Raw genomic sequence first — 20844 nt, 5'->3', positions numbered from 1 at the left:
GAGTCATGGCGTCACGGCCGGGGATCGAGGTAGGCGTCATCCGCCTCGTACCGCACAGAGGCGACTTCGACCGTGCCGCTGATGGCGCGGACGCCGGCGACCCGGCCGGTGAATCCGCCGGCGACCTCGGTGGAGAGGTATCGGCCGTCGAAGCGCGCGAGCATCACGGTGTGGCCGTTGCGGATCACTGACAATGCGATGTCATCTGGGCCGTCGTGGGTGGCGGGCAGTGACTCGATCCGCACCGTCGGCGTCGGCCCGAGGCCGGTCGCGGCCTCGCCGATGGGGGATTCGAGCGGACCGATGCGCAGGACCGCGTGCGCGGAGCCGTCGTTCACGCGCACCTCGCACCAGTGGCGGTCATCGAGTCGGAGCAGGACGCCCGCCGCGCCGTCGGCCGTCCGTAGTGCGACGTCGAAGCGCCAGCGCTCGTCGGTCACACGGGTCATGAGGGCACTGACGTTCCCGCTGGCGGAGGCGGCAGGGATCAGCGAAATGCCGGGTTCGGCGGGTGAGACGAATTCGCCGAGGGGAGCGCCGGGGGAGACCCAGCGAGGATGGAGTGAGGGGTCGGCGAATCGATCCAAGAATGAGCGGTCGGGGATCTCGTACACGAAGTGCCCCTCGTCGAACTGCGGCCACCCGTCGATCCAGTCGATGCCGGCGAGGAATGTCTCGCGGCCGTTGACGTGGAACATCGGGGTCATCCCGCGCGGGCGGACGCCGAGATACACGGCCGCCCACCGTCCGTCGGGGGTTTCGACGAGGTCCGCGTGCCCCGTGTTCTGCACGGGATGCGTGGTGCTGCGATGCGAGAAGACGGGATTGCCGGGGGCGGGCTCAAAGGGGCCGTCGGGGTTTCGGGATCGGGCGATGGTGATGGCGTGGCCACGTTCCGTGCCGCCCTCGGCGATCACCAGGTACCACCACCCGTCGCGGCGGTAGAGATGTGGAGCCTCCGGGAAGGCCAGTCCGGTCCCCTGCCATACGGGCCTCGGCTCCTCCAGCGTCACCCCCTTTTCGAGATCGACGCGGGCTTGGGCGATGCCCTCCAGGCCGGGGCGTGTCGAGCAGTACGTGACGTAGCAGGTGCCATCGTCATCCCAGGCCAGGTCGGGATCGATGCCCGCCAGGCCGTCGATCACCACGGCCGGAGCCCACGGGCCGGCCGGGTCCGTCGTCGACGTCAACAGTTGGCCGCCGCTGGTGGAGACGTTCGTCGTGATCAGCCAGAAGCGGCCCGCGTGGTGGCGGAGTGTCGGAGCGTAGATTCCCTTGCTGGCGCCGGCTTTTCCCGCCTGGAACCCATCGGTGCCGGCCAGGGCGTTGCCGATCTGGGTCCAATGGGTGAGGTCGGTGCTGTGCCAGACCGGGACGCCGGGGGAGTATTCGAAGGAGGAGTTGACCAGGTAGTAGTCGGCGTCGGCGCGGCAGACGCTCGGGTCGGGGTAGAAGCCGCCGATGATGGGATGCACGCCGGCGGCCTCGCGGCGCCTGCCTTTTCGCGTTTCGAAGGTCATTTGATTCCGGTCGCCGCGATTCCTTGGATGAAGTAGCGCTGCAGGGCCACGAAGAGCAGCAGCATGGGGGTGATGACCAGCACGGAGCCGGCCAGCAGGACTCCGTAGTTGGTCGCGTTCTGCCCCACCGAGTACAGGGAGAGCGCAACGGGGAGGGTGTACATGTCCTCGGTCTGCGCGACCACGAGCGGCCACAGGAAGTTGTTCCACGATCCGAGGAAGGTGAGGATGGCGAGCGTCGCCAATGCCGGCCCGCAGAGCGGCAGGATGATGCGCGTGAAGATGCGCACCTCGCCCGCGCCGTCGATGCGGGCGGCTTCGATGAGCGCGTCGGGGATCTCACTGATGAACTGGCGCATGAGGAAGACGCCCATCGGCCCTGCGAGGAACGGAATGATCAGCGCAGGGTAGGTGCTGACCATCCCTAGTTTGCTCACCACGACGAACAGCGGGATGAAAGTGACGACGCCCGGAACCATGAGCGTGACCAGCACGAGCAGGAAGAGGGCCCGCTTGCCGGCGAAGTCGAGTTTCGCGAGCGCGTAGCCGACCATCGAGCAGAACAACAGCGTTCCGAGGACCGTGAAGACGGCCACGATGACGCTGTTGAGAAAGAACGTCTGGAAATTCAGACGGCCGAACCACGTGGCGAAGTTCTCGAACGTGAAAGTCTCGGGCCACCATGTGGGCGGTCGCCTCAGCAGTTCCGACTGCGTCTTCGCCGAACCGAGGTACATCCAGACGAACGGGATGAGCGTGGCCACAACGGCGATGACGAGCACGATGTACACCAGGGCCCGGCCCGGGATGATGGGCTTTCTCATGGCGCTTCCTTGGGGCGGAAGGCTCGGAACTGCACGATGCTGAGCAGCGCGATGGCGATGAAGAGCACGTAGCTCGCCGCCGACGCGGTGCCGTAGTTGCCGAATCCGAACTGGTTGTAGGTGAAATAGCTGATTGAGAGCGTGGAGTCCAGCGGGCCTCCCTTCGTCATGACGAACGGTTCCTCGAAGAACTGCAGATACCCGACCGAGAGGAGCACGGCGCCGAGGAGCAGTGTCGGGCGGAGCATCGGAAGCGTCACCCGGACGAATCGCTGCCAGGCGGTGGCGCCGTCGACGGCGGCCGCTTCCAGCACACTCGCGGGGATGTTCTGCAGCCCGGCAAGAAAGATGATCATGAGGGTGCCCATGTTGCGCCAGATGGCCATGAGGATCATGGCAGGCATCGACCAGAGCGGGTCATTGAGCCAGTCCGGGCCCTGGATGCCGACGGTATCGAGCGCGGTGTTCAGCAGGCCGTCCGGTTGGAGGATGAACCGCCACACCACCGCGACCGCCACGATGCTCGTGATCACGGGGGCGTAGAAACCGACGCGAAATGCCGTGCGGAATCGCGTGATCCCGTTGTTGAGCGCCACGGCGAGGGCGAGAGCCGCGACCATCGTGAGCGGGATGCCCACTGCGACGAAGTACACGGTATTCAGCAGCGACCGCACGAACTGCTGGTTCTCGAACAGCCGGAGGTACTGGTCCATCGCGACGAACTTGACGGCCAGCGGGCTCTCGATGTCGCTGTTCCTGAAGTCGGTGAAGGACATCAGGAACGACGAGACGAGCGGGAACACCATGAAGACGGCGAAGCTCAGGATGAACGGCAGAGCGAAGAGGTAGGCCACCACCGTCATCCGGCGACGACGCGCCCTGGTGGTGCTGTCGCCGCCGGAGCGCGACAACGCTCCGGCGCCGGCGACTCGTGTCACGGCCATGCCTATTCGCCGGTTCCCAGCGAATCGGCGGTGGACTGCAGCTGCTTGACCGCGTCCTGCGGGCTCTTGCCGCCACGGGCCATCCGCTCGATCTCCGTGTCGGCGGCCGCCGACACCTGCGTCCACGTGGTGAGGGCAGGAGCCGTCTTGACACTCTTGAGCTGCTCACCGAACACCGACACTTTCGGGTCGCTCGTCAGCGCGGTGTCCTTCCACGCAGACTGCCGCGAGGGAAGGTCGTTGACCGCCTTGAACCAGTCGACCTGGACCTCGGGCTGCGTGAGCCACTGGATCAGCTTCCATGCCGCGTCCGGGTTCTTGGAGTTCTTGAACACGGTGAGGTTGGCGCCGGCCGCGAACGAGGTGGACGTGCCGCCCGGCGGGGCCGGGATCGGCGCCACCGCGAACTTGTCCTCGAAACCGGCGCCGCCCGCGGTCTTCAGCCCCGGGATGTCCCACGGGCCACTGATGAACATCGGGACGGTACCGTCAACGAAGGCCGAGGCTGTGGACGCCGACTCGGAATCGGGATTCTTGTTGGCGATGCCTTCTTTGAAGAAGCTGTTGACGTATTCGAGGGACTCGACCATCTTCGGGGTGTCGAACGTCCACTTCGTCTGGTCGGAGTTCATGACGTCGGCTCCGTTCGACCAGGCGAACGGCAGACTGCTCAAGAAACCGTTCCAGCCGCCGGACGGAAGCACGACGCCGTATTTCGCGCCGGCCTTGTCCTGGTACGACTTGGCGAGCGCCTTGAATCCCGGCCAGTCTTTGGGGAAGCTGTCGAACCCCGCCTTCTTCATCAAGTCGGTACGATAGAAGATCACTCGCGTTTCGACGTACCACGGCACACCCAGCTGCGCTCCGCCGATGTTCGTCGTCTGCCGCGAAACCGGGAAAATGTCACTCGTGTCGATCTCGGTGGGCGTCGGACGGAGCGCCGAGGCGAACGTCGGCATCCAGTCGGTCCCCAGCATGCCGATATCTGGAGTCGTTCCGCCGGCGATCGCCGTTTGATATTTGTTCTGCGCCGAGTCCCACGGAATCGGGGTCACCTTGACCTCGATGCCGGGGTTCTTCTCTTTGAAGGGCTTGAGGAAGTCGGCGAGCGCTTCACCCTCCGTGCCTTGCGCCCAGATAGTGACGGTGCCAGTGGCCGGACCATTCGTCAGGCGACTTGCTGACACGTCGTTCTGTGGGCGGTCGTTCGAACGCCCACAACCGCTGAGCATGAGTGCAAGCGTCGCGGTGACGGCTGTGGCCGTTGCCATATTCCGTCGGATCATCATCGTTCCCCTTCGTGCATGGGGGGTTGCGGGGTGCGCGAACGGTGCTCCACTGCGAGCACAGGTCGTGCCGGATCGACTCCGTTCCGGCATCTAAGCGCATAACATGGGGTGGCGCAACCATGCTCACTGCTGAACTCTTCGCACGGTGATGCGCGCGCCGCGCGCCCGACGCGGATCGCCGTTCTTGATCCGTGCGGCGATAAGTCCTGGTCGAAGGGATGGATCTCAAGATCGACGCGGCCTGCTCGTCATCCCGGGCGCGCGGCTTCCGCATGGCGGCCGCGTTTTCCAGGGGCGGCTCTCCTCGTGCGGGACATGATCGTGATGAGGGTCCCGGCTGACTGTGTCCACCGCGCGGTCGCGTGCCAAGGCTGAGCCCTCCGGTCACCGGGCGACAATCGAAGGGAGCGCCTTGGAGCGCCGGCGAACCGGTACTGTACGAGTGCTCTTGATGGGTTCCTGACGTGAATTGGGGCGGACGTGACGAGTCGACCGACGGTATACGATGTCGCGCAACTTGCCGGAGTGTCGATCGCAACGGTTTCCTTTGCGTTCACCAAGCCAGAGCGGGTGAAGGCGGACACTTTGCAAGCGGTTCTGCGCGCTGCCGACTCCATCGGCTATGTGCCCAGCGCGAATGCCCGTGGGCTTGCCAAAGGAAAGACCGGAGCGCTGGGCCTGTATGCGTTCGACTATCTGCTCGAGCCGGCTGCGGATTTCCCGGATTCCGCTCCGCTTGATTTGACTCGCGTTCCTGACGGACGGCTTTTCCCGTTGTATTCGGACGAGGTCCAGCGGGGCGTCCAGTTGGAGTGCCGGCGGCACGGTTACGCGCTGATGCTCGGTTCCGGCCATAATCCTGGACATTTGCCGAGCGTGATCGATGTCGCGGGGCGCGTGGACGGCCTCATAGCGTTCGCCGGTGCCGCATCGGGCGCTCTTTTGGAACAGATCTCAGCCCGTATACCCGTCGTCGAACTCGGCGGGGAAATCCGGCGAGAGGGGATGCACACCGTCTTCGTCGACAACCGCGCCGCCATGGCCCGTCTTACCGAGCACTTGCTGATCGATCACGGTTATCGCGAATTCGCGTACCTCGGCGAGTTGGGCACCCCGGAGTTCGTGGCGCGCTATGAGGGCTTCTCCGAAGTCCTGCGGCAGGCGCGCATCGCCCCTCCGCCCCCGGTCAGAAGCCATCCCGGCGACGATCAGTCGACTATCGACGCCGTCCGCGGCCTTCTCGATCGACCTTCCTTCCCGCAGGCTCTCGTGTGCGCGACCGATCAGGAGGCCATCGTCGCCATCGACGCGCTTCGGGGACAGGGCATGGACGTGCCGGCCCAAGTGGCGGTGACCGGCTTCGACGGAATACTGGCGGGACGACTGATCACACCGCACTTGACGACGGTGCGACAGCCAATGGAGGACGTCGGGCGGGTCGCGGTGCGGATCCTCCTCGAAGCCCTCGAGGGCAACGAAGACGCGAGCCGTCATGAAACTCTCGCGTGTGTGGTGTGGCGTGGCGGAACCTGCGGTTGCTCCAACGACTGACAGAAACCTGCTGCCGGCTGTAGTGGCGCAGCGCGGTGGCGGTCTCGGCCCCAACTCGTGGTGCCAGACATTGTCATCGTGGCGGTGAAGACCGGCTTCGAGGTGATGGATCACACTTCGCCGCCGGTCAAGAGATCGGTCGCGGTGAAGTCGCTACGCCGGTCAGTGTGTCAGCCATGTGCCTCCCTCACTTCGATCTCGAACGGCCGGTACTGTGTGCCTGCCGAAACCTCATCCACGCAGTTCAAGCCGCATTAGGGCACGAGTCCGGCTCGGTCCTGGTCGCCCGGAACCCCGAGCAGGGAGGCACGGTCACCAACTCCTCGGGTAACGGACGCGACGCCACCGTCAGCGGCGGGACCGACTCCCACCATCCGGCAATCCTGGCACCGACGGCGTGCTCGTCGACGTAACCCCGTCGAACAGCCTGCGCTTCATCGGTGCCGGCGCGAACGTTGGCCTGAACACCACCCTGCCCATCGGGCGCTGGATCGACTTGGTGGTCACCGTGGACCGCAGCAGGGCGGCGGCCAGGGGCTGACCGACGCGGTGGACCGCGCGGCGATCTTCGCCAAGAAGCCCGCTTTGCGTCCTTGGTTCGCAGGCGGGGCCTTTGGCCGTGGCATTGACCCACTGCCGGCGAATCGAGGTCTATCCAGACGGTCTGCTGATGCGTTCCCACTCGCGCATCGCGTCCGGCTCCCACCTCGCATGTTGCCGATGGAAGAGCTTCGCGGCGCGAGCGCCGCTCCACCCCGAAGGCAGCAGTTCCGCAGGCAGTGCGGGATCGATCAGCGCAAGCCGGCGCCAGGCGTGCACGAGTTGTGTGTGCCTGACCAACGGATCATTGGAAGGCGGCCGCCTGAACTCGGCGAGGAACACCTCATACTGCCGCGCGACATCGTCAAGGTCCCACGCTTGGCGGACGAGGGTCGACACTTCACCGCCGGCGAGGTATTCGGACAGGAAGACCTGCGCATCCTCGCGAACCCCGGCTTCGTCCAGTATAAAATCCGCCTCGCCGACCCGGTCGGTGTGCGTGCTGACCCACACCCCCGGCGCGGGGTTCCCGAACCCAGCCCACCGCAGTCGCGTGCGCAGCAGGTGGCGTCCGGCCCGGTTCGTTTCCGCGGCTCGTGCCAGCACCACCAGCCACCGGCCGTCCCACTCCGGCTGAGTCGCGGTGAAGCCGAAGATCCGTTCAGTGCCAAGGTTGAGGAATTGGGCGAACGCCGGGCTGAGGTGCCACCACGTGTATCGCCCTTCACGTTCGGGAAGGAGCCAGCCATCCGCGGAGGCGCGCGCCAGGGCTTGCCTGCAGGCTTCCTCCTTTACGCCGAAGCGGCCCAGCGCATCGACGAAGGCCGAGGTAGGCGCCGGTCGCCCCGCCGGACGCACATAGTCACCGAGAACCGTGATCAACAGTCCCCGAACACCGCCCGTGCCCGCGGCGTAGCGGCGGGACAGGACGAACCGTTCCTCGGAGGCGTTGTTGAACGGGCCGGCCGGCGCCGTTTCGTCTCGAGGCTCAGACATGCCGGCGGCCGGCTGTGCAGCTGCGGGCGAGGTCAGAGCGCATGTGCGGATTGTATTGCGGTAGCCGGCCACTCGATCACCAAGTGCCCCATCATCACGGCCAGATGGGAAGACGCGTGTGATGCCGTTCGAACTGTTCGCCGTGGATGGCGCGCCACGCCGACGGCCGACACCGGCGTCCAGATGAAGACGGCAGACCGCAGCCGGGCGTGGCCGAGACAGAGGTGCCGCGCCATCCCGACTTGAAGATCGGGTCAGTACGACCGTGGAACTTTCACGACCGCAGCCCTGCGACAAGGCTGCCACCAGCCGAATCTCCCGGAAATTTGACAAAGGCGTTGACCACCGTCGCAGAAATGTCTTACGGTCCCTTGCGGATGGCAGTCGTCGGTGGAGGCAGCGATGGCTTCGATGAAGGGCGGGCTCGCCGTTACCCCGGCGCCGCTACCCGTCGGGCAACAGCGCCCGGTCGACCATGTCGCCGAATGGCCGCGCTCGCGCTGGGCCACGGCTCGGCGCATCCGTACGCCGGATATCCGAAAGGGGACTTCGTCGCCGCCCCGACGTATCTGAATGCTCCAGGACCGTCGCTGTGGACGTCGACCTGTGATCGTAAGCCCACCACGGAAGTACGCAGTTGAGGGAGAAGCGATGCGCCTATCTTGGTTACGTCTCTTCGTCGCAGCCGTCGTTTCGGTAGCAGCGGCCGCCGCTGTCAGCGGGGTTCTGACGACCGCGCATGCCGCGACCGGTTGCCGGGTCACCTACTCGGTGGCCTCCCAGTGGACGGGAGGTTTCACCGCCAATGTAAGCCTGACGAATCTGGGCGATCCAGGCACCGGCTGGATGCTGACCTGGTCGTTTGGCGCCGGCCAGCAGGTGACTCAGGCATGGGGCGCCACGGTCTCCCAGAACGGTCCGCAGGTGACCGCTCGCAATGCCGCGTGGAACGGCAACCTCGCGACCGGCGGCAATACGAGCTTGGGGTTCAGCGGTTCGTGGAACAACAGCAGTAACCCGGTACCGTCCACCTTCGCGCTCAACGGCGTCACGTGCACGGGCGGTACGGGCGAGCCGACGCCGACGGTCACTCCGACCGGACCTCAGCAAGCGAACTCCATGGGCTTCATCGGCTGCTCGATGGCGGAGAACGTCGCCCAGGGGTATGTAGCGGTCGGAGGCGGACGCATGTGGGGTCCGTACGGGACGGGCGGCTTGGTCGTGCAGTCGTGGACCGACCCCAATTCCAGCGCGTGGCAGAAGTTCGACCAGCAGGTGAGCAGGTTCGGCAGACCGACGACGGTGTGGGTGCAGATCTGCGTGTTCAACGCCAACGCGACCTATGACGAAGTGAAGCGGCTCATCGCCAACGCGCGCTTGCACGCGGCCTCCGGCGCCAAGATTTTCATCACGGGTCAGCCGCTCTACGATCCCGGCCAGACGTGTTTCCTGGCGGGCCCCAACGGTCCGCAACTGACCGACGGTCTTGCCAGGCAGGCGGCTGCCGACACGACGCAGAACGTGACCTACCCTGGGGCGTTCCGTCTCAGGAGCAACGAGGTCGCCGACGGCTGCCATGCCAATACGGCGGGCCAGCAGTCGCTCGGCAGGCAGGCCCTGGCGTTCTGGGGCTAGCCGGCGGTCCTGGCCGACCGACCAGGTCGCAGGTGCAGGCGAAGGGCGACGTCTTCTCCACACGTCCACGACGTGTGGAGAAGACCGCATTCGGCGTTGCATACCCCAGTTGAACCGGCCGCGACGCCTTCGGGGCCGCAGAGTAGCGGTACTACCGCGAATGACGAGTTCCGTGGCGCGGTCGGCGTCGGAGCGGAAGTCGGCGACAGAGGAGTTGTGCACGATCACCCCTTTGGACATCACGAGGACGCGGGAGGCCAGGGTCAGGGCGAGGCGCAGGTTCTGCTCGACCAGGAGCATGGCCGTCCCTCCGGACACCAGGGAGAGCAGCAGGTCCTGGATGTGATCGACGATGACCGAGGCGAGCCCGTCGGACGGCTCGTCGAGAAGCAGCAGCCGGGGATTTCCGAGGAGGGCTCTGCCGATGGCGAGCATCTGCTGCTCGCCGCCGGACAGTTGCGCGGCCAGGTGATCCCGGCGCTCGGCGAGTCGTGGCATCGTCTCGTAGACGCGTTCCCGCGTCCATTGGCCCCGGCTGCGGTGTCGATCGGCAATCAGGAGGTGTTCCTCGACGGTGAGGGACGGGGACGCGGATCTTCCTGGCCGAGTATTGCCTCGGCGGGTCGGCTCGAGTGGATCCCAGGCAGCGGAGCGGTTTCGACGCCGATACGCCAGATGGCGTACACCCGGACGCGCCGAATGGCGGCGCTTGTCCCAAAAGCAGACCTGACGTCGTATGCAGGCCCGGCGCCGCCCACATCAAGGCGCCCGGCTTGAGCTGTCCGACAGCGGCACGACAACGCGGGAATCCTGCCGCTGTTGTGGTCACAGACGGGGCAGAGGGGCGAAGGTGTGGTGCTGCCAGAGCCGACGGGAGGTCTCCTCCGGGTAGGTGGTGACCGCCGGTTCGGTGTTCAGAACCTGCGTGAGTCGGCGCTTGGGGTCGTAGGCGGCCCAGCCGGGGTCGCCGGTCGCGGCGAAGGCGGTCCATGTCGTCCGGATGTGCTGGGATAGAGCTTGGCCCTCGGGAGAGAGCGGATCGCCCATCAGGCCGGCGCCGAGGCCCGCGTCGAAGACGCCGAAGGTGAGGGGGACGTCCAGGCCGTGGCAGGCGCCCAGGTTCCCGCCCATGCCGGGCGCGGGCCAGGTCAGCTCGTACAGGTGTGCGCGACCCCCACCGCCGGTCTGCGCCTGGGCGAGGTGGAGCGAGGGCATGCGGAACAACCAATCAGACTGGACCAGCTCGAACAGCTCCCCGGCGCCCGCGCCGGGGAAGGCCTCGCGGTAGGCGCGCCCGCCGTCCGGCGCGAACACGCTCAGTGCCGCGGCCGCCTGCTCGTCGGTGACCTGGCCCAGCAGCCCGCCGAAGGCGACGAACAGCCGGTACTCATCCCGGTTGTGCCCCACGATCAGCTCGACCGCCCGGCCGGCGCCATCCGCCAGGGCCTGCCACGGGGTGGTGGGCAGCACCTCACCGTCGACCACCGGTGAGAACAGCGTAGGAGTATGCGCGACCACACCCCATCGGTCCTCGAACTGGCGCATCTTGGCGGTCGCCGCGTCACCGGCGGCGGCCAGCCGCCCGGGGGCGACAGCGGAGAAGTCGTCAACGGTCGCGGACAGGCCAAGCTCGTCGGCGATGACAGCGGCGATGTCACCGGCCAGCTCCGCGGAGAAGAACGTGCCGGGAACGCTCTGGGCGATGGCGCGCCGGAACAGTCCCGCCGCCCGTGGCATGGCCATCAGCGCGGCGATCGACCCGGCGCCGGCGGACTCGCCGAAGACGGTGACCCGGTCGGGGTCCCCGCCGAACGCCGTGATGTTCTCGCGCACCCATTCCAGCGCGGCCACCTGGTCGAGCAGGCCACGGTTGGCGGGCGCCCCGTCGATCTGGGCGAACCCCTCCATCCCGACCCGATAATTGAGGGTCACCACGACCACACCCGCGTCCGCCAGCCGGGTCCCGTCGTAGCCGGGATCGCTCGACACGCCGAACACGTAGGCGCCACCATAGATCCACACCATGACCGGCAGCCCGGCGCCGGGACCGGGTTCGGGAGTCCAGACGTTGAGCGTCAGCCAGTCGTCGCCCACGACGTCGTTCACTGAAGGGGGCGCCCCGGTCATCGACGCTTGCGGGGGCGGCGGGCCATACGCGAACGCCTCACGCACGCCGTCCCACCCGCGCACCGGCTGTGGAGCCGCGAAGCGCGCCGGTCCGACAGGCGGCTGCGCGAAAGGGATGCCGCGGAAGACCGCCGGCCCCGCTTCGCGACGACCGCGGACCGTCCCGCTCATGATGTGGATCTCGGGTTCGGCAGACATGGTCATCGAAGGCTCCTTCTCCGGGAGGCAGCCTCAGGTGCCCCGGCAGAAGAGCTCTGATGCGCTGACCACCTGCCGGCGACAATACAACAGAATGACGGTTGTAAACCGTATTGTAGAACGCTGTGCCAGGGAGGCGTCGACGTTGGTCGGCCGACCAGGGCGGAGCAGATAGCCGCGTCGGCTCGGACAACCCAGGACTTGCTCGTTCGCAGCGGCCCCGTCTCGGATTCCCGCGGTCCTTGACTTTGCCTGTACGGGCGTTTCCGGCGCCCGGGGAGGTGCAGGCTTGCCCATGTGGTGTCACCGAAACGGCAGGGCCGATCGGCGAAGACCGGGCGCGCTGACCAGCGGGAGCCGCGCTAGCGCCGGATTCCATTCCAAAGCTCTCTGACCCCCGACTCGCCGCCCCCGAGAACGGACCTCGTAGCCGTATCGGCCGACGAGGTCGGGAAGAACGTCAGCCGGTCACCGCTGCCGCGGCTGTACTTTTATGGCTATGGACCACCTGGAAGTGCGAGAACTCCTCTACTTCATCGCCCTGGCGGAGAAGATGCACTTCAGCCGCGCCGCCGAGCAACTGGGCATCGCGCAACCGGCGTTGTCGCGGGCGATCAGCAGGCTGGAGCGCCGGATGGGGGTCCAGTTGTTCGAGCGCACCAGCCGACGGGTCAGCCTGACCGAGGCCGGCGAGGTGCTCCTGCGCGAGAGCCGCAAGGTCCTCGCCGCGGCGGACGGCGCGGTACGTCGTGCCCAGCGGGCCGCGCGCCCGCAGCGGTTGGTGATCGCCGCCCCGCCTGGCACCGGCGCGGCCCTGCTGTCCCTGGTGCTGGACGCGTACCGGAGCGGCCCCGATCCGGTGCCGGTGGAGGTGCTGTTCACCGTCGATCTGGCCGCTGCCCTGCGGGACGGCACCGCCGACCTGGCGCTGATGTGCGGCAGCGACGATCTCGACGGCCTGGACACCGTCGATCTCCTCGATGAGTCCCCGGTCGCGCTCCTCCCGGCCGGGCACCCGCTCGCCGCGCGTGGCAGCCTCACCGCCCGCGACGTGCGGGCCGATACCGAGTTCCGCGAGCAACCCCCGCGGGTCGGACTGGACGAAGATCATCGACCGGGTCGCGATCGGAGACCTCGTGGTCGTACTGGGGGCGAGCGCGACCAGCCGGCTCGGGCCGTCCGTCGTGGCCGTCCCGGTGACCGGCGCGCCACGCAGCCGACTCGTTCTGGCCTGGCCACGCGCCACCCCGCTGGCCGTCCGCGACCGGCTGACCGGCGCCGCGGCCGCGGTGGCGCGGAGCCGACCGGACGTCGACCCGGTGTCGGCAGGCCGGGACCACGATCGGCTGTCGGTCAGATCTGGTTGATGCCGCCGTCCACGAGCAGTTCGATGCCGGTGATGTAGCTGCTCTGGTCGGAAGCCAGGAACAGGGCCGCCGCGGCCTGTTCGGCCGGCTCGGCGACGCGCCCGAGCGGCACTTGTCCGGCCAGCATCGCGCGGAACTCGTCCAGGCTGGCCCCTTCCGGGGTGGCGGCCGCGAAGGCCGGTGTCTCCGTACCACCCGGTGCGAGGGCGTTGACCCGGATGCCCCGGTCTTTCAGCTCGTTCGCCCAGGTGCGGGTCAACGACCGGACCCCGGCCTTGGACGCGGCGTAGACGCCGACGCCCGCCGACCCCCTCCCGGCCGTGGTGGATGAGGCGAGGATGACCGACGCGTTGTCGTTGAGCAGTGGCAGAGCCTTCTGCACGGTGAACAGCGCGCTGCGCACGTTGAGCCTCATGCTCCGCTCGTAGTCCTCCTCGGTCACGTCCGCCAGCGGGACGAAGGTCGTACCGCCGGCGTTGGCGAAGAGCACGTCGATGCGGCGTCCATCGGCGTTGATGGACGCGAAGAGCCGGTCGAGGTCGGCCAGGTCCGTGACATCGCCGGGCACCCCGGTGGCGCGTGCCGCGCCGATCTCCGACACCGCCGCGTCGAGCTCCTCCTTGCCACGTCCGGTGAGGTAGACGTACGCGCCTTCCTCGGCGAAACGCAGGGCGGAGGCGAACCCGATCCCCTTGCTGGCGCCCGTCACCACCGTGACCTTGCCGTTGAGCTGACCCATATTAGATCTCCCCTGATTCCTCTGTGGACGCGGGCCCATGGCGGCCCGCCTCTCCAGCACACCCCATGCCACCTGCGCGAACAATGATCGCTTTGGCATGATCCGATGCCGGGCGGTTATCGATGGGAGCTCGGTCCGGTGATCGCGTTCGGTCGATCGGCATCCCCGCCGACACGCCCGAGGAGATCTACGGAGGTGCCTGGGTGACAGCCCCCTCCACGGCGGCGGAGCACGGTGTGCAGCATGTCACCGATGATCATCGGGGGATCGGTCGCCGCGTTCCCCTTGCTGCGGGGTGTAGCGGGCGCGCATGGCGGGGCCGGCGGCCGGGCCGGCGGTGAAGACGTACGCGCGGCTGTCGTCCAGGCGGCGGCCGGTCTTGGCGTCGATCATGACGGGCTCGACCTCCTCCCCGGTGGCCGTGTCGACCAGGATCATGCTGCGCTCCTCGGGCGCCAGGCGGGCATTGCCCCAGGCGGCCATCGCGACGATGACCGGGCGCAGCGAACGGCCCAGCTCCGTCAGCACGTACTCGTGGCGCACCGGGTTCGTCTGGTACGGGCGGCGCTCCAGGAGGCCGTCGGCGACCAGGGTCTTGAGCCGGCTGGTGAGCATGCTGGAGGAGATGCGCAGGTTTTCCTGGAACTGGTCGAAGCGGGTATAGCCGTCGAAGGCGTCATGCAGCAGCAACAGAGTCCACCACTCGCCGATGTGCTCGATCGTGGCGGACAGCGGGCACTCACGGTCTTCTTGCCTGATCCGGGCCGGCATGGGACAACCCTCCAACGGTCACTGCTATTGTCGAAGTAAGTAGGTTTCATTTTAGCAGTAACTAGGTCGCCTGTGCGACGCCCACCATCGACATGCGAGGGACATGCCATGCCCGACAACCAGGCAATCGCCTTTGACGTGCTGCCCGGCACCATCACCGCCTACCTCACCGCCCACCGCGACCGCGCCATCGCAGCCCAGCTCGGTCTGTTCGCCGCCGACGCCACGGCGGTCGACGAAGGCCACACCCACGTCGGGAGCAGCGCTATCGCCGCGTGGATGAACCGTTCCGCCGGCGCCTATACGTACACGATCACCCCGATCGCCGCCGAGCAGTCCGGCGAGGGCGACTACAGCGTCACCCAGCACCTGGCCGGCGACTTCCCCGGGGGCACCGTGGACCTGCGCTTCCGCTTCACCCTTCGCGACGGCCTCATCCAGCGCCTGGTCATCGAGCCATGAACAGGACCTGGTTCATCACCGGAGGCACGCCCGGCGGGTTCGGCATGGCCTTCGCCGACGCGGCCCTGGAGTCCGGCGACCGCGTCGCCCTGACCGCCCGCAGGCCCGGGGAACTGCGCGACTGGGCCGAACCGCACGGCGACAGGGTGCTGGTGCTTCGGCTCGACGTCACCGACACCAGGCAGGTCCACCAGGCCGTCGCCGCCGCCGAGGCGCACTTCGGCGGCATCGACATCCTGGTCAACAACGCCGGACGCGGCTGGTACGGCTCGGTGGAAGGCATGGATGACGCGGCCGTCAGGCAGCTGTTCGAACTGAACTTCTTCGCCGTGCTGACCGTCACCCGCGCCGTCCTGCCCGGCATGCGCGCCCGGCGCAGCGGCTGGATCATCAACCTCTCGTCCGTCGCCGGGCTGAGAGGGGTGCTCGGCTTCGGTTACTACACCGCGGCCAAGCACGCCATCGAGGGCATGACCGATGTCCTGCGCCAGGAGGTGGCTCCACTGGGCGTCAAGGTGCTGGCCGTGCAGCCGGGGGCCTTCCGCACCCGTGCGTACGCCGGGTTCGCCGACGAGCCGGTGCGGGAGAGCATCGAGGACTACCGGCCGATGCTGGACAACGTCCGCGCGGTCATGATCGAGCAGGACGGCAACCAGCCCGGAGACCCACTCCAGGGCGCGAGGGCCGTCGTGGCCGCGATCGACCGGGACGACCCGCCTCACCGTCTCGTGCTCGGGGGCGCCGGATACGACGCGGTGATCGGCGAGCTGGAGCCCATGCTCACCGAGATCCGCGCCCACGAGAACGTCTCCCGCTCCGTGGATTTCCCCCAGGCCGATGACCCGTCGCCCAGGACGTAGATCGAGTCCTTGGCGTGGGTCTACGAGCCCGAACCGCGGACATGCAGGTGGAGGTCGAGCCGGACCAACCACGGGCTCTGCGACCACGGCCCGGCACGCATGGAGTAACTGCGACGAACCGCGGGACTTCAACCTGCTGCCGAGGATCCTTCTGTCGGCTCGGGTTCCCAGCAGTTCCGGTGCCCGCGCGACGGCTGCGGCGTGACCTAGCTTTCACGGGCTGGTCGGAGCACGCTACCAGCGTCCATCACTCCGTCCGCGGGCACGCCCGACCGTAGCGCCCCGCCCATCCCGGGCAGTGACCCGTCCGCCAAACCCAGAGGTGGCCGGGTCACTGGACGTCATCGGCTACGACGCGGCGCACAGATTAAGAGATAAGCCTCAGGTTCCCTGAGGCCACAGTGGCCTCAGGGAACCCAAGGCTTATCTCTTACCAGGGCGGCCTGGGCGAGCCGTACGAGGATGTCATTCTTGCCGCGCACCCGGGCGAACTCGGTGCTGATCTCGTTTTCGACCTTCTTCTTCTGTGCCCGCATGCTGATCGTGTGCACGAGCTGGATCAGCAGCCACCCAGGCCGTCGATCATCTCGGTCTTGCGTAACCAGCACTGCGCGGCCAGCAGCCTCGCCCGGACCGGCGGCTGGGCGGCGGCGAAGTCGGAGGGGTACATCTTCATCGCCCGGCCCGCCAGCCTCCACGACCTTCTCCGACGCCCCCTCCGGCAGCCCGATCGCCTTGACCCGCTCCAGCTTGACGATCTCGCCCAGCGGCGTCTCCAACTGCCGCGGCCCGGGATTCTCCTTCGACTCCTGCAGGAAGCTGCGCATTCCGCCGCCCGATGCGCCCTCGGTATCGGGGTCCTCGATCGTGATCAGCTCCTCCAGCCGCGCTATCGCCCGACAGCGGTCGCGGGCGCAAGGGTCTGGTTGTTTATGGGAATGGGATGGTCTGGAAGTCCTGTCGCACCAGGGATTTACCGTTCGGCAAGGGGTACTCGCAGCGGCCCAGGGCTGCGAACCCTGCATCCGACATCGCTGAGGTCAGCGTCTCGGGGTCGATGTCCGATGACACCGAGGCGAGGGTGTCGAACGACGATGAGTAGTCCGTCGAGCTGACGAAGCCTGCCGCGTCGTTGCGCTGGATCACGCACGACAGCACGCCGATGGAGCGGGCGTTCGCGGCCGCGAAGGCGACGAACTCTTCGACGCCCACATACTCGATGATGAGGTTGGCGATGAGGAGGTCGACGCGCTCGATCCTCACGGAGCGGTCGATGCTCGTCTCGATCAGATGGAGGCGATCGCCGAGGGTGTCGCGATATCGGGTCTCGCAGGCGTCGAGGTAGTCGGGGTTGATGTCGTACCCGTACACGGCGTCCGTGGTCTCCGGGTGGATGAGGTCGAGTCCGTTGCCTCCCGCGATTCCCAGCACGCCGATTGCACGGAATGGGTACGCCGCGAGCTGTTCACCGGTGATATCGCGGAGCCGCTGAAGCTGCCCTACCCCTGGGTCGCCCATGTGTCGCTCGTACACGTCGAGGTGAATTCCACGCCAAGGATGCTCGGGCGTGCCCCGGCGGCGATCGGAGGTGGTCATCGCGCCGGACCAGACGGGTGCTGTCGTGGCTGCATCAGCCGGTTCGCTCCTCAACTGCTCCGCCGATGGAACGGAGGTACTGGCGGAACGTCGTGCCATCCTGCTCGCACGGCGAGGCAGCCGGAGAACCTGGCCTGGTCTCGGAGGCTGTCGCCGAGGTTCATGCGAGCAGTCTGGCGCCGTTCGGTGTCTCTGATCCTACTCGCCGGCTCGGCGATGTCCGCGGCGCGGTCGAGCGGGAGGCACAGCACGCCGTCGTCGGCGAGGACGAAGTCATCCCCGGTCACGAGGTGGTCCCAAATCGCGCGGAGGCGAGCGCGTCCGGTTCCTGCGCGTCGAGTCGTTGCGGGCCCACGGGGGAGCGCTCCCTGGCTGACCACGGGCAGCCGGATGACGCACAGCTCGGAGGTGTCTCGGTGCAGACCCCAGATCACGATGCCGGAGAGCCCGGAGTGCCGGACCTCGAGGGTAATGAGGTCACTGACGCAGGCCTCGTCGTCTCGTCCGGCGTTGTCGACCACGAGCACGTCCCCCGGGCTCGGCGTGTTCGAGGGTTTTGAGCAAGACATCGACGCTGCCGTAGTGGCGCGCTGGTTGGACCCGGCCGACGATGTGCGTGCCACCCCATACGGGGTGGACGTTCGCCGGTGCCCGTCGGACGGAGATACCGAGGCGCATGATCGCATCGGCGACATGGGGCGTGGTGAGGCCGAGGTAGGTGCGTTGCAGCTCAAGCGGGTTCATAGGGCGGGTGCTAGGTAGTACTGGTCGACGTGGACCATGCGGGCCCGGGTGAGCGCCGCGTAGTCCGGGTTGATGACCGGGGTCATGCCGATGTTGCAAGCCTCGCTCATGAGCATGGCGACGACCGTGGTGGTGAGGTCCTTCACGCGGGCCCGGCCGTCGCCCAGGTGTACGAAGGCGTCCAGGAACCTGGTCCAGGCGTGCACCTCGAACAGCAGGTCCGGCAGGTCGGTCTTCGGGAGCATCTTCTCGACCCGGCAGGCGGGCGCGCGGGTCGGACCAGCGCTGCGAGGAGAGGCGTAGATGTCGCGGCGCTTGAGCCTGTGAAGAGCTGCCAGTACGCACACCACGTAAGCGTCGCGGTCCACCGCCCTCTCCGGGCAGGTCCGCGTTCGCGTAAGTCGGTCTCCTCGATGAGCTCCGGCTCCTCGATGAACACCTTCGCCGTCCTGGCCACGATCCGCGACGACTTCTTCAGCTGCGGCAGGGTCGAGATCCGCTGACGACGTGTTATGGCATGCGACCGCAGAAGGGTGAAGGCCCTCAGGAGCTTTGATTGGATGCGTAAGCGAGAGAGGCTGAGAATCGAGTCGCAAGATTAGCGGCTCGTCAGCGGAAGTTCGCCCAACCGCGGATGGCGCCCTTGAAGGCGCTCACCATGCGTCGCTTGATCTCGTCGTCGCTGAGCCCCAGGTCGTTGAGATCGAGGATCTCCCGCGCGTCGAACATCAGGTTGTGCAGGAAGAAGGCGGGCTCGAAGGTGTCGTCGGCGAGCCTCTCGCTGCGCAGCACGGCCCGGATGGGGCGTTCCCATGCGTCGCGGCTGGCGGTGATGACGGAGTCGTGAGCGCGCAGCCGGGCCAGTAATCCCGTACGGGGGCGGAGCTGGACCATCGTACGCCCGTATACGTGCACGAGCCGGATCCACTCGTCGATGACGCGCGAGTAGAGCTCCAGTCCCGTGGCGGGGCAGTCATGGCTGAAGTCGCGCAGTTGTACCAGCACGCTGTACAGGTAGTGATTGAGCAACTCGCCGAGAGTGGGGTAGTAGCGGTACGCGGTGGCCGTGGACAGCCCGGCGGCTTTGGCGATCTTCGGCATCGTCGCCTCTTCCGGGGATGTCCTGATGATCTCGCCGGCGGCTTCGAGCAGTCGTTGACGGTTGCGCACGGCATCCTTGCGCGCTCCGCCACCGGCCCAGTCGTTTGCGATCACAGGCCCAAGCGTAGGGGCTGACAGGGACGGCGCACATGACCTCGGTACCTAGAACCGAGAATCAAGTCTCAAATATTCTCCAGTAAAATATGCCAGAATAGTTGCTTGACGGGCATATTGGCTGGCCATCATGCTGAGAATTCGAGAATAGAGTCTTAGATTTACACTTCGGGGAGGGGTTAACTTTGGCCACCACCTGGCAGTTGCGGGCGTGGTTCGCGCACCGCCTCTCCGAGCTGTACGGAACCGAGGTCGCGGCGGACTCGACCTTGCTGGAGGTCTCGAACGAGGTAAACGTCGACGTGCTCGAACGCCGCGGAGGCGACGCCGCGCCGATCGGCTCCATCGCCAGGGTCACCGCCGAGCGGCACGGAGTCATCAGAGTGGGCAGTCCGCGGGAGCTCACGCCGCGCGTCCTCGACATCGATGAGCTCTACCGGCGGATGGTCGCACGCGGCATCGAGATGATCGACCGGCTCCAAGGGCCGCCGAGGTGGCAGGGGCCCGACATCTCGCTGCGCCAGACCTTGTTCCGCGCTCTCGCGGAACCCCGGCGCTTCCGCGAGAGCGACGGGGCGGTGAGCGAGGGGGAGCTGCGGTCCGCAGCGCGAGTGGGACACCCGCGCAGGATCGGTCGAGCTGGCCATCCCCAAGCTCCGCTCCGGCTCCTACTTCCCCCGACTGGCTGCTGGAACGACGGCGGCGGGCCGAGCAGGCGCTGATCAGCGTGATCGCCACCAGCTATCTGCTCGGCGTCTCGACCCGGCGCACGGACTGCAGGACGGAGGGGGCGGACTACGAGAGCACGGCCGATCGTCCTGCCTGCCTCCGAGGATGGGCCGATCAAGGGTGAGGACTACTCCAGTCTGCCGTGAACGAGAGGCTACTCGGGAGCGTCTTTAGGGGGCTCAGAAGATCGCCGTTTCCTCCTCGCGGCTTCAACCCACTCAGCGAACTTCGCCCACTGTCGCTCTGTACGGATGTCTGGCTCTGCTTCCACCCATGGCCCCTGGCTGATGATTCCCAACGCGCCGAGTTCCTCAGCTCGTTCGGCGAGTTCTTCGGCGGCTTGCTTTCTCGCGTGAGGGTCGAGTTCCGTCGCTGCTCGTTCCACGAGAGATTGAATTTCGTCGCGAGCCTGCTGTTCGGCCACTTTCAGGCGAATCTCAAGCCCACCGGGAAGCATGATCTGTTCCAGCCGGTCAATGAGCCGGGCAACGGCATCCTTGTGGCGTCGCATCACAAGCCACACCGCGACGGCAAAAGCCGCAGGCCAAGCGACAGCCCCTACCAAGCCTGCGACCGCTTCGATCAACTTCGCCCAGTCCGCCATGGCCTGAGCATCGCGGCGCTAACAGCCGTACGGAAGGCCAGTGCCCAGACCGTGACCAACCAGGTGCCGCCATTGCGGAGCGGATTCCGATGTCGGCTTGACCAAAGGCTGACCTATTGCGCTGTCCTAACTC

The 20844-nt window shown here is 67.0% G+C and carries 20 protein-coding genes and 3 pseudogenes; 8 read left to right on the top strand and 15 right to left on the bottom strand.

Annotated features, from left to right (window positions below; all coding sequences use genetic code 11):
• Positions 1-11 precede the first annotated feature (11 nt).
• The 4 genes from AB0B91_RS21185 to AB0B91_RS21170 are packed head-to-tail and all read right to left on the bottom strand — an operon-like array spanning position 12 to position 4559.
• Complete coding sequence (locus tag AB0B91_RS21185) at positions 12-1520, bottom strand: family 43 glycosylhydrolase (RefSeq protein WP_358321928.1); 1509 nt, start codon at positions 1518-1520, stop codon at positions 12-14.
• Entirely contained in the window at positions 1517-2344 is an 828-nt protein-coding gene (locus AB0B91_RS21180; RefSeq protein WP_358321926.1) for a carbohydrate ABC transporter permease, read from the bottom strand. The genes AB0B91_RS21185 and AB0B91_RS21180 overlap by 4 nt, the downstream gene beginning before the upstream one ends.
• Positions 2341-3282 carry a sugar ABC transporter permease gene (locus AB0B91_RS21175; RefSeq protein ID WP_358321923.1) on the bottom strand — a complete coding sequence of 314 codons (942 nt, stop codon included), beginning with the start codon at positions 3280-3282 and terminating at the stop codon, positions 2341-2343. Before AB0B91_RS21175 ends, AB0B91_RS21180 begins: the two co-directional genes overlap by 4 nt.
• Positions 3283-3290: 8 nt before the next feature.
• Entirely contained in the window at positions 3291-4559 is a 1269-nt protein-coding gene (locus AB0B91_RS21170) for a sugar ABC transporter substrate-binding protein (RefSeq protein ID WP_358321921.1), read from the bottom strand.
• A 498-nt stretch (positions 4560-5057) separates the two neighbouring features.
• Between AB0B91_RS21170 and AB0B91_RS21165 the strand changes: the two genes are divergently transcribed.
• Entirely contained in the window at positions 5058-6128 is a 1071-nt protein-coding gene (locus AB0B91_RS21165) for a LacI family DNA-binding transcriptional regulator (protein WP_358321918.1), read from the top strand.
• A gap of 397 nt (positions 6129-6525) precedes the next feature.
• Positions 6526-6669 (top strand): hypothetical protein, encoded by a 144-nt coding sequence (locus AB0B91_RS21160; RefSeq protein WP_358321915.1) that lies wholly within the window; start codon positions 6526-6528, stop codon positions 6667-6669.
• 110 nt (positions 6670-6779) lie between these two features.
• Here the strand turns inward: AB0B91_RS21160 and AB0B91_RS21155 are convergent, their stop codons facing one another.
• Positions 6780-7736: a PaaX family transcriptional regulator C-terminal domain-containing protein gene (locus AB0B91_RS21155; RefSeq protein ID WP_358321912.1), complete on the bottom strand. Its 957-nt coding sequence runs from the start codon at positions 7734-7736 to the stop codon at positions 6780-6782.
• Between the two features lie 579 nt (positions 7737-8315).
• Here AB0B91_RS21155 and AB0B91_RS21150 point away from each other — a divergent pair.
• Positions 8316-9299 carry a cellulose-binding domain-containing protein gene (locus tag AB0B91_RS21150; RefSeq protein ID WP_358321910.1) on the top strand — a complete coding sequence of 328 codons (984 nt, stop codon included), beginning with the start codon at positions 8316-8318 and terminating at the stop codon, positions 9297-9299.
• Between the two features lie 432 nt (positions 9300-9731).
• Here the strand turns inward: AB0B91_RS21150 and AB0B91_RS21145 are convergent.
• Positions 9732-9854 (bottom strand): annotated as a pseudogene (locus tag AB0B91_RS21145) (ABC transporter ATP-binding protein); the annotation flags it as partial.
• A gap of 270 nt (positions 9855-10124) precedes the next feature.
• On the bottom strand, positions 10125-11630 hold the full coding sequence (locus AB0B91_RS21140) for a carboxylesterase family protein (protein WP_358321907.1): 1506 nt from the start codon (positions 11628-11630) through the stop codon (positions 10125-10127).
• 493 nt (positions 11631-12123) lie between these two features.
• On the opposite strand from AB0B91_RS21140, the gene AB0B91_RS21135 reads away from it, so the two are divergent.
• Positions 12124-13029, top strand: coding sequence for a LysR family transcriptional regulator (locus AB0B91_RS21135; RefSeq protein ID WP_358321904.1), 906 nt, complete (start codon positions 12124-12126; stop codon positions 13027-13029).
• On the opposite strand, the gene AB0B91_RS21130 is transcribed toward AB0B91_RS21135, so the two are convergent.
• Both AB0B91_RS21130 and AB0B91_RS21125 read right to left on the bottom strand, forming a co-directional pair.
• Positions 12978-13730, bottom strand: a complete 753-nt coding sequence (locus tag AB0B91_RS21130; protein WP_358321901.1) for an SDR family oxidoreductase — start codon at positions 13728-13730, stop codon at positions 12978-12980. The genes AB0B91_RS21135 and AB0B91_RS21130 overlap by 52 nt on opposite strands.
• A gap of 246 nt (positions 13731-13976) precedes the next feature.
• Positions 13977-14501, bottom strand: a complete 525-nt coding sequence (locus AB0B91_RS21125; protein ID WP_358321899.1) for a helix-turn-helix domain-containing protein — start codon at positions 14499-14501, stop codon at positions 13977-13979.
• Positions 14502-14609: 108 nt separating this feature from the next.
• Here AB0B91_RS21125 and AB0B91_RS21120 point away from each other — a divergent pair, with 108 nt between their 5' ends.
• Positions 14610-14963, top strand: a complete 354-nt coding sequence (locus AB0B91_RS21120; RefSeq protein ID WP_358321896.1) for a nuclear transport factor 2 family protein — start codon at positions 14610-14612, stop codon at positions 14961-14963.
• Positions 14960-15823: an SDR family NAD(P)-dependent oxidoreductase gene (locus AB0B91_RS21115; RefSeq protein WP_358321893.1), complete on the top strand. Its 864-nt coding sequence runs from the start codon at positions 14960-14962 to the stop codon at positions 15821-15823. The genes AB0B91_RS21120 and AB0B91_RS21115 overlap by 4 nt, the downstream gene beginning before the upstream one ends.
• A gap of 407 nt (positions 15824-16230) precedes the next feature.
• On the opposite strand, the gene AB0B91_RS21110 is transcribed toward AB0B91_RS21115, so the two are convergent.
• From AB0B91_RS21110 to AB0B91_RS21090, 5 genes are all read right to left on the bottom strand, one after another.
• The gene (locus tag AB0B91_RS21110) at positions 16231-16650 is read right to left on the bottom strand and encodes a hypothetical protein (protein WP_358321890.1); all 420 of its coding nucleotides are present in this window, start codon (positions 16648-16650) and stop codon (positions 16231-16233) included.
• Positions 16651-16753: 103 nt separating this feature from the next.
• Positions 16754-17419, bottom strand: a complete 666-nt coding sequence (locus tag AB0B91_RS21105) for a hypothetical protein (RefSeq protein ID WP_358321888.1) — start codon at positions 17417-17419, stop codon at positions 16754-16756.
• Positions 17420-17469: 50 nt separating this feature from the next.
• Positions 17470-17988 carry a hypothetical protein gene (locus AB0B91_RS21100; RefSeq protein WP_358321885.1) on the bottom strand — a complete coding sequence of 173 codons (519 nt, stop codon included), beginning with the start codon at positions 17986-17988 and terminating at the stop codon, positions 17470-17472.
• Positions 17989-18159: 171 nt separating this feature from the next.
• Positions 18160-18531 (bottom strand): Tn3 family transposase, encoded by a 372-nt coding sequence (locus AB0B91_RS21095; protein ID WP_358321882.1) that lies wholly within the window; start codon positions 18529-18531, stop codon positions 18160-18162.
• A gap of 241 nt (positions 18532-18772) precedes the next feature.
• Positions 18773-19378, bottom strand: coding sequence for a TetR/AcrR family transcriptional regulator (locus tag AB0B91_RS21090; RefSeq protein WP_358321879.1), 606 nt, complete (start codon positions 19376-19378; stop codon positions 18773-18775).
• Between the two features lie 185 nt (positions 19379-19563).
• Here AB0B91_RS21090 and AB0B91_RS21085 point away from each other — a divergent pair.
• A pseudogene (locus AB0B91_RS21085) lies at positions 19564-19965 on the top strand (DUF1338 family protein); the annotation flags it as partial.
• Positions 19966-19984: 19 nt separating this feature from the next.
• Positions 19985-20144: pseudogene (locus AB0B91_RS21080) on the top strand (transposase); the annotation flags it as partial.
• Positions 20145-20261: 117 nt separating this feature from the next.
• On the opposite strand, the gene AB0B91_RS21075 reads toward AB0B91_RS21080, so the two are convergent.
• The gene (locus tag AB0B91_RS21075; protein WP_358321876.1) at positions 20262-20711 is read right to left on the bottom strand and encodes a hypothetical protein; all 450 of its coding nucleotides are present in this window, start codon (positions 20709-20711) and stop codon (positions 20262-20264) included.
• Between the last annotated feature and the right edge of the window lie 133 nt (positions 20712-20844).

The sequence above is a fragment of the Nonomuraea sp. NPDC049141 genome (assembly GCF_040648415.1).
Classification (GTDB): Bacteria; Actinomycetota; Actinomycetes; order Streptosporangiales; family Streptosporangiaceae; genus Nonomuraea.
Note: the sequence above shows the minus strand (reverse complement) of the source record. Positions and strands in the feature narration are given on the sequence as shown.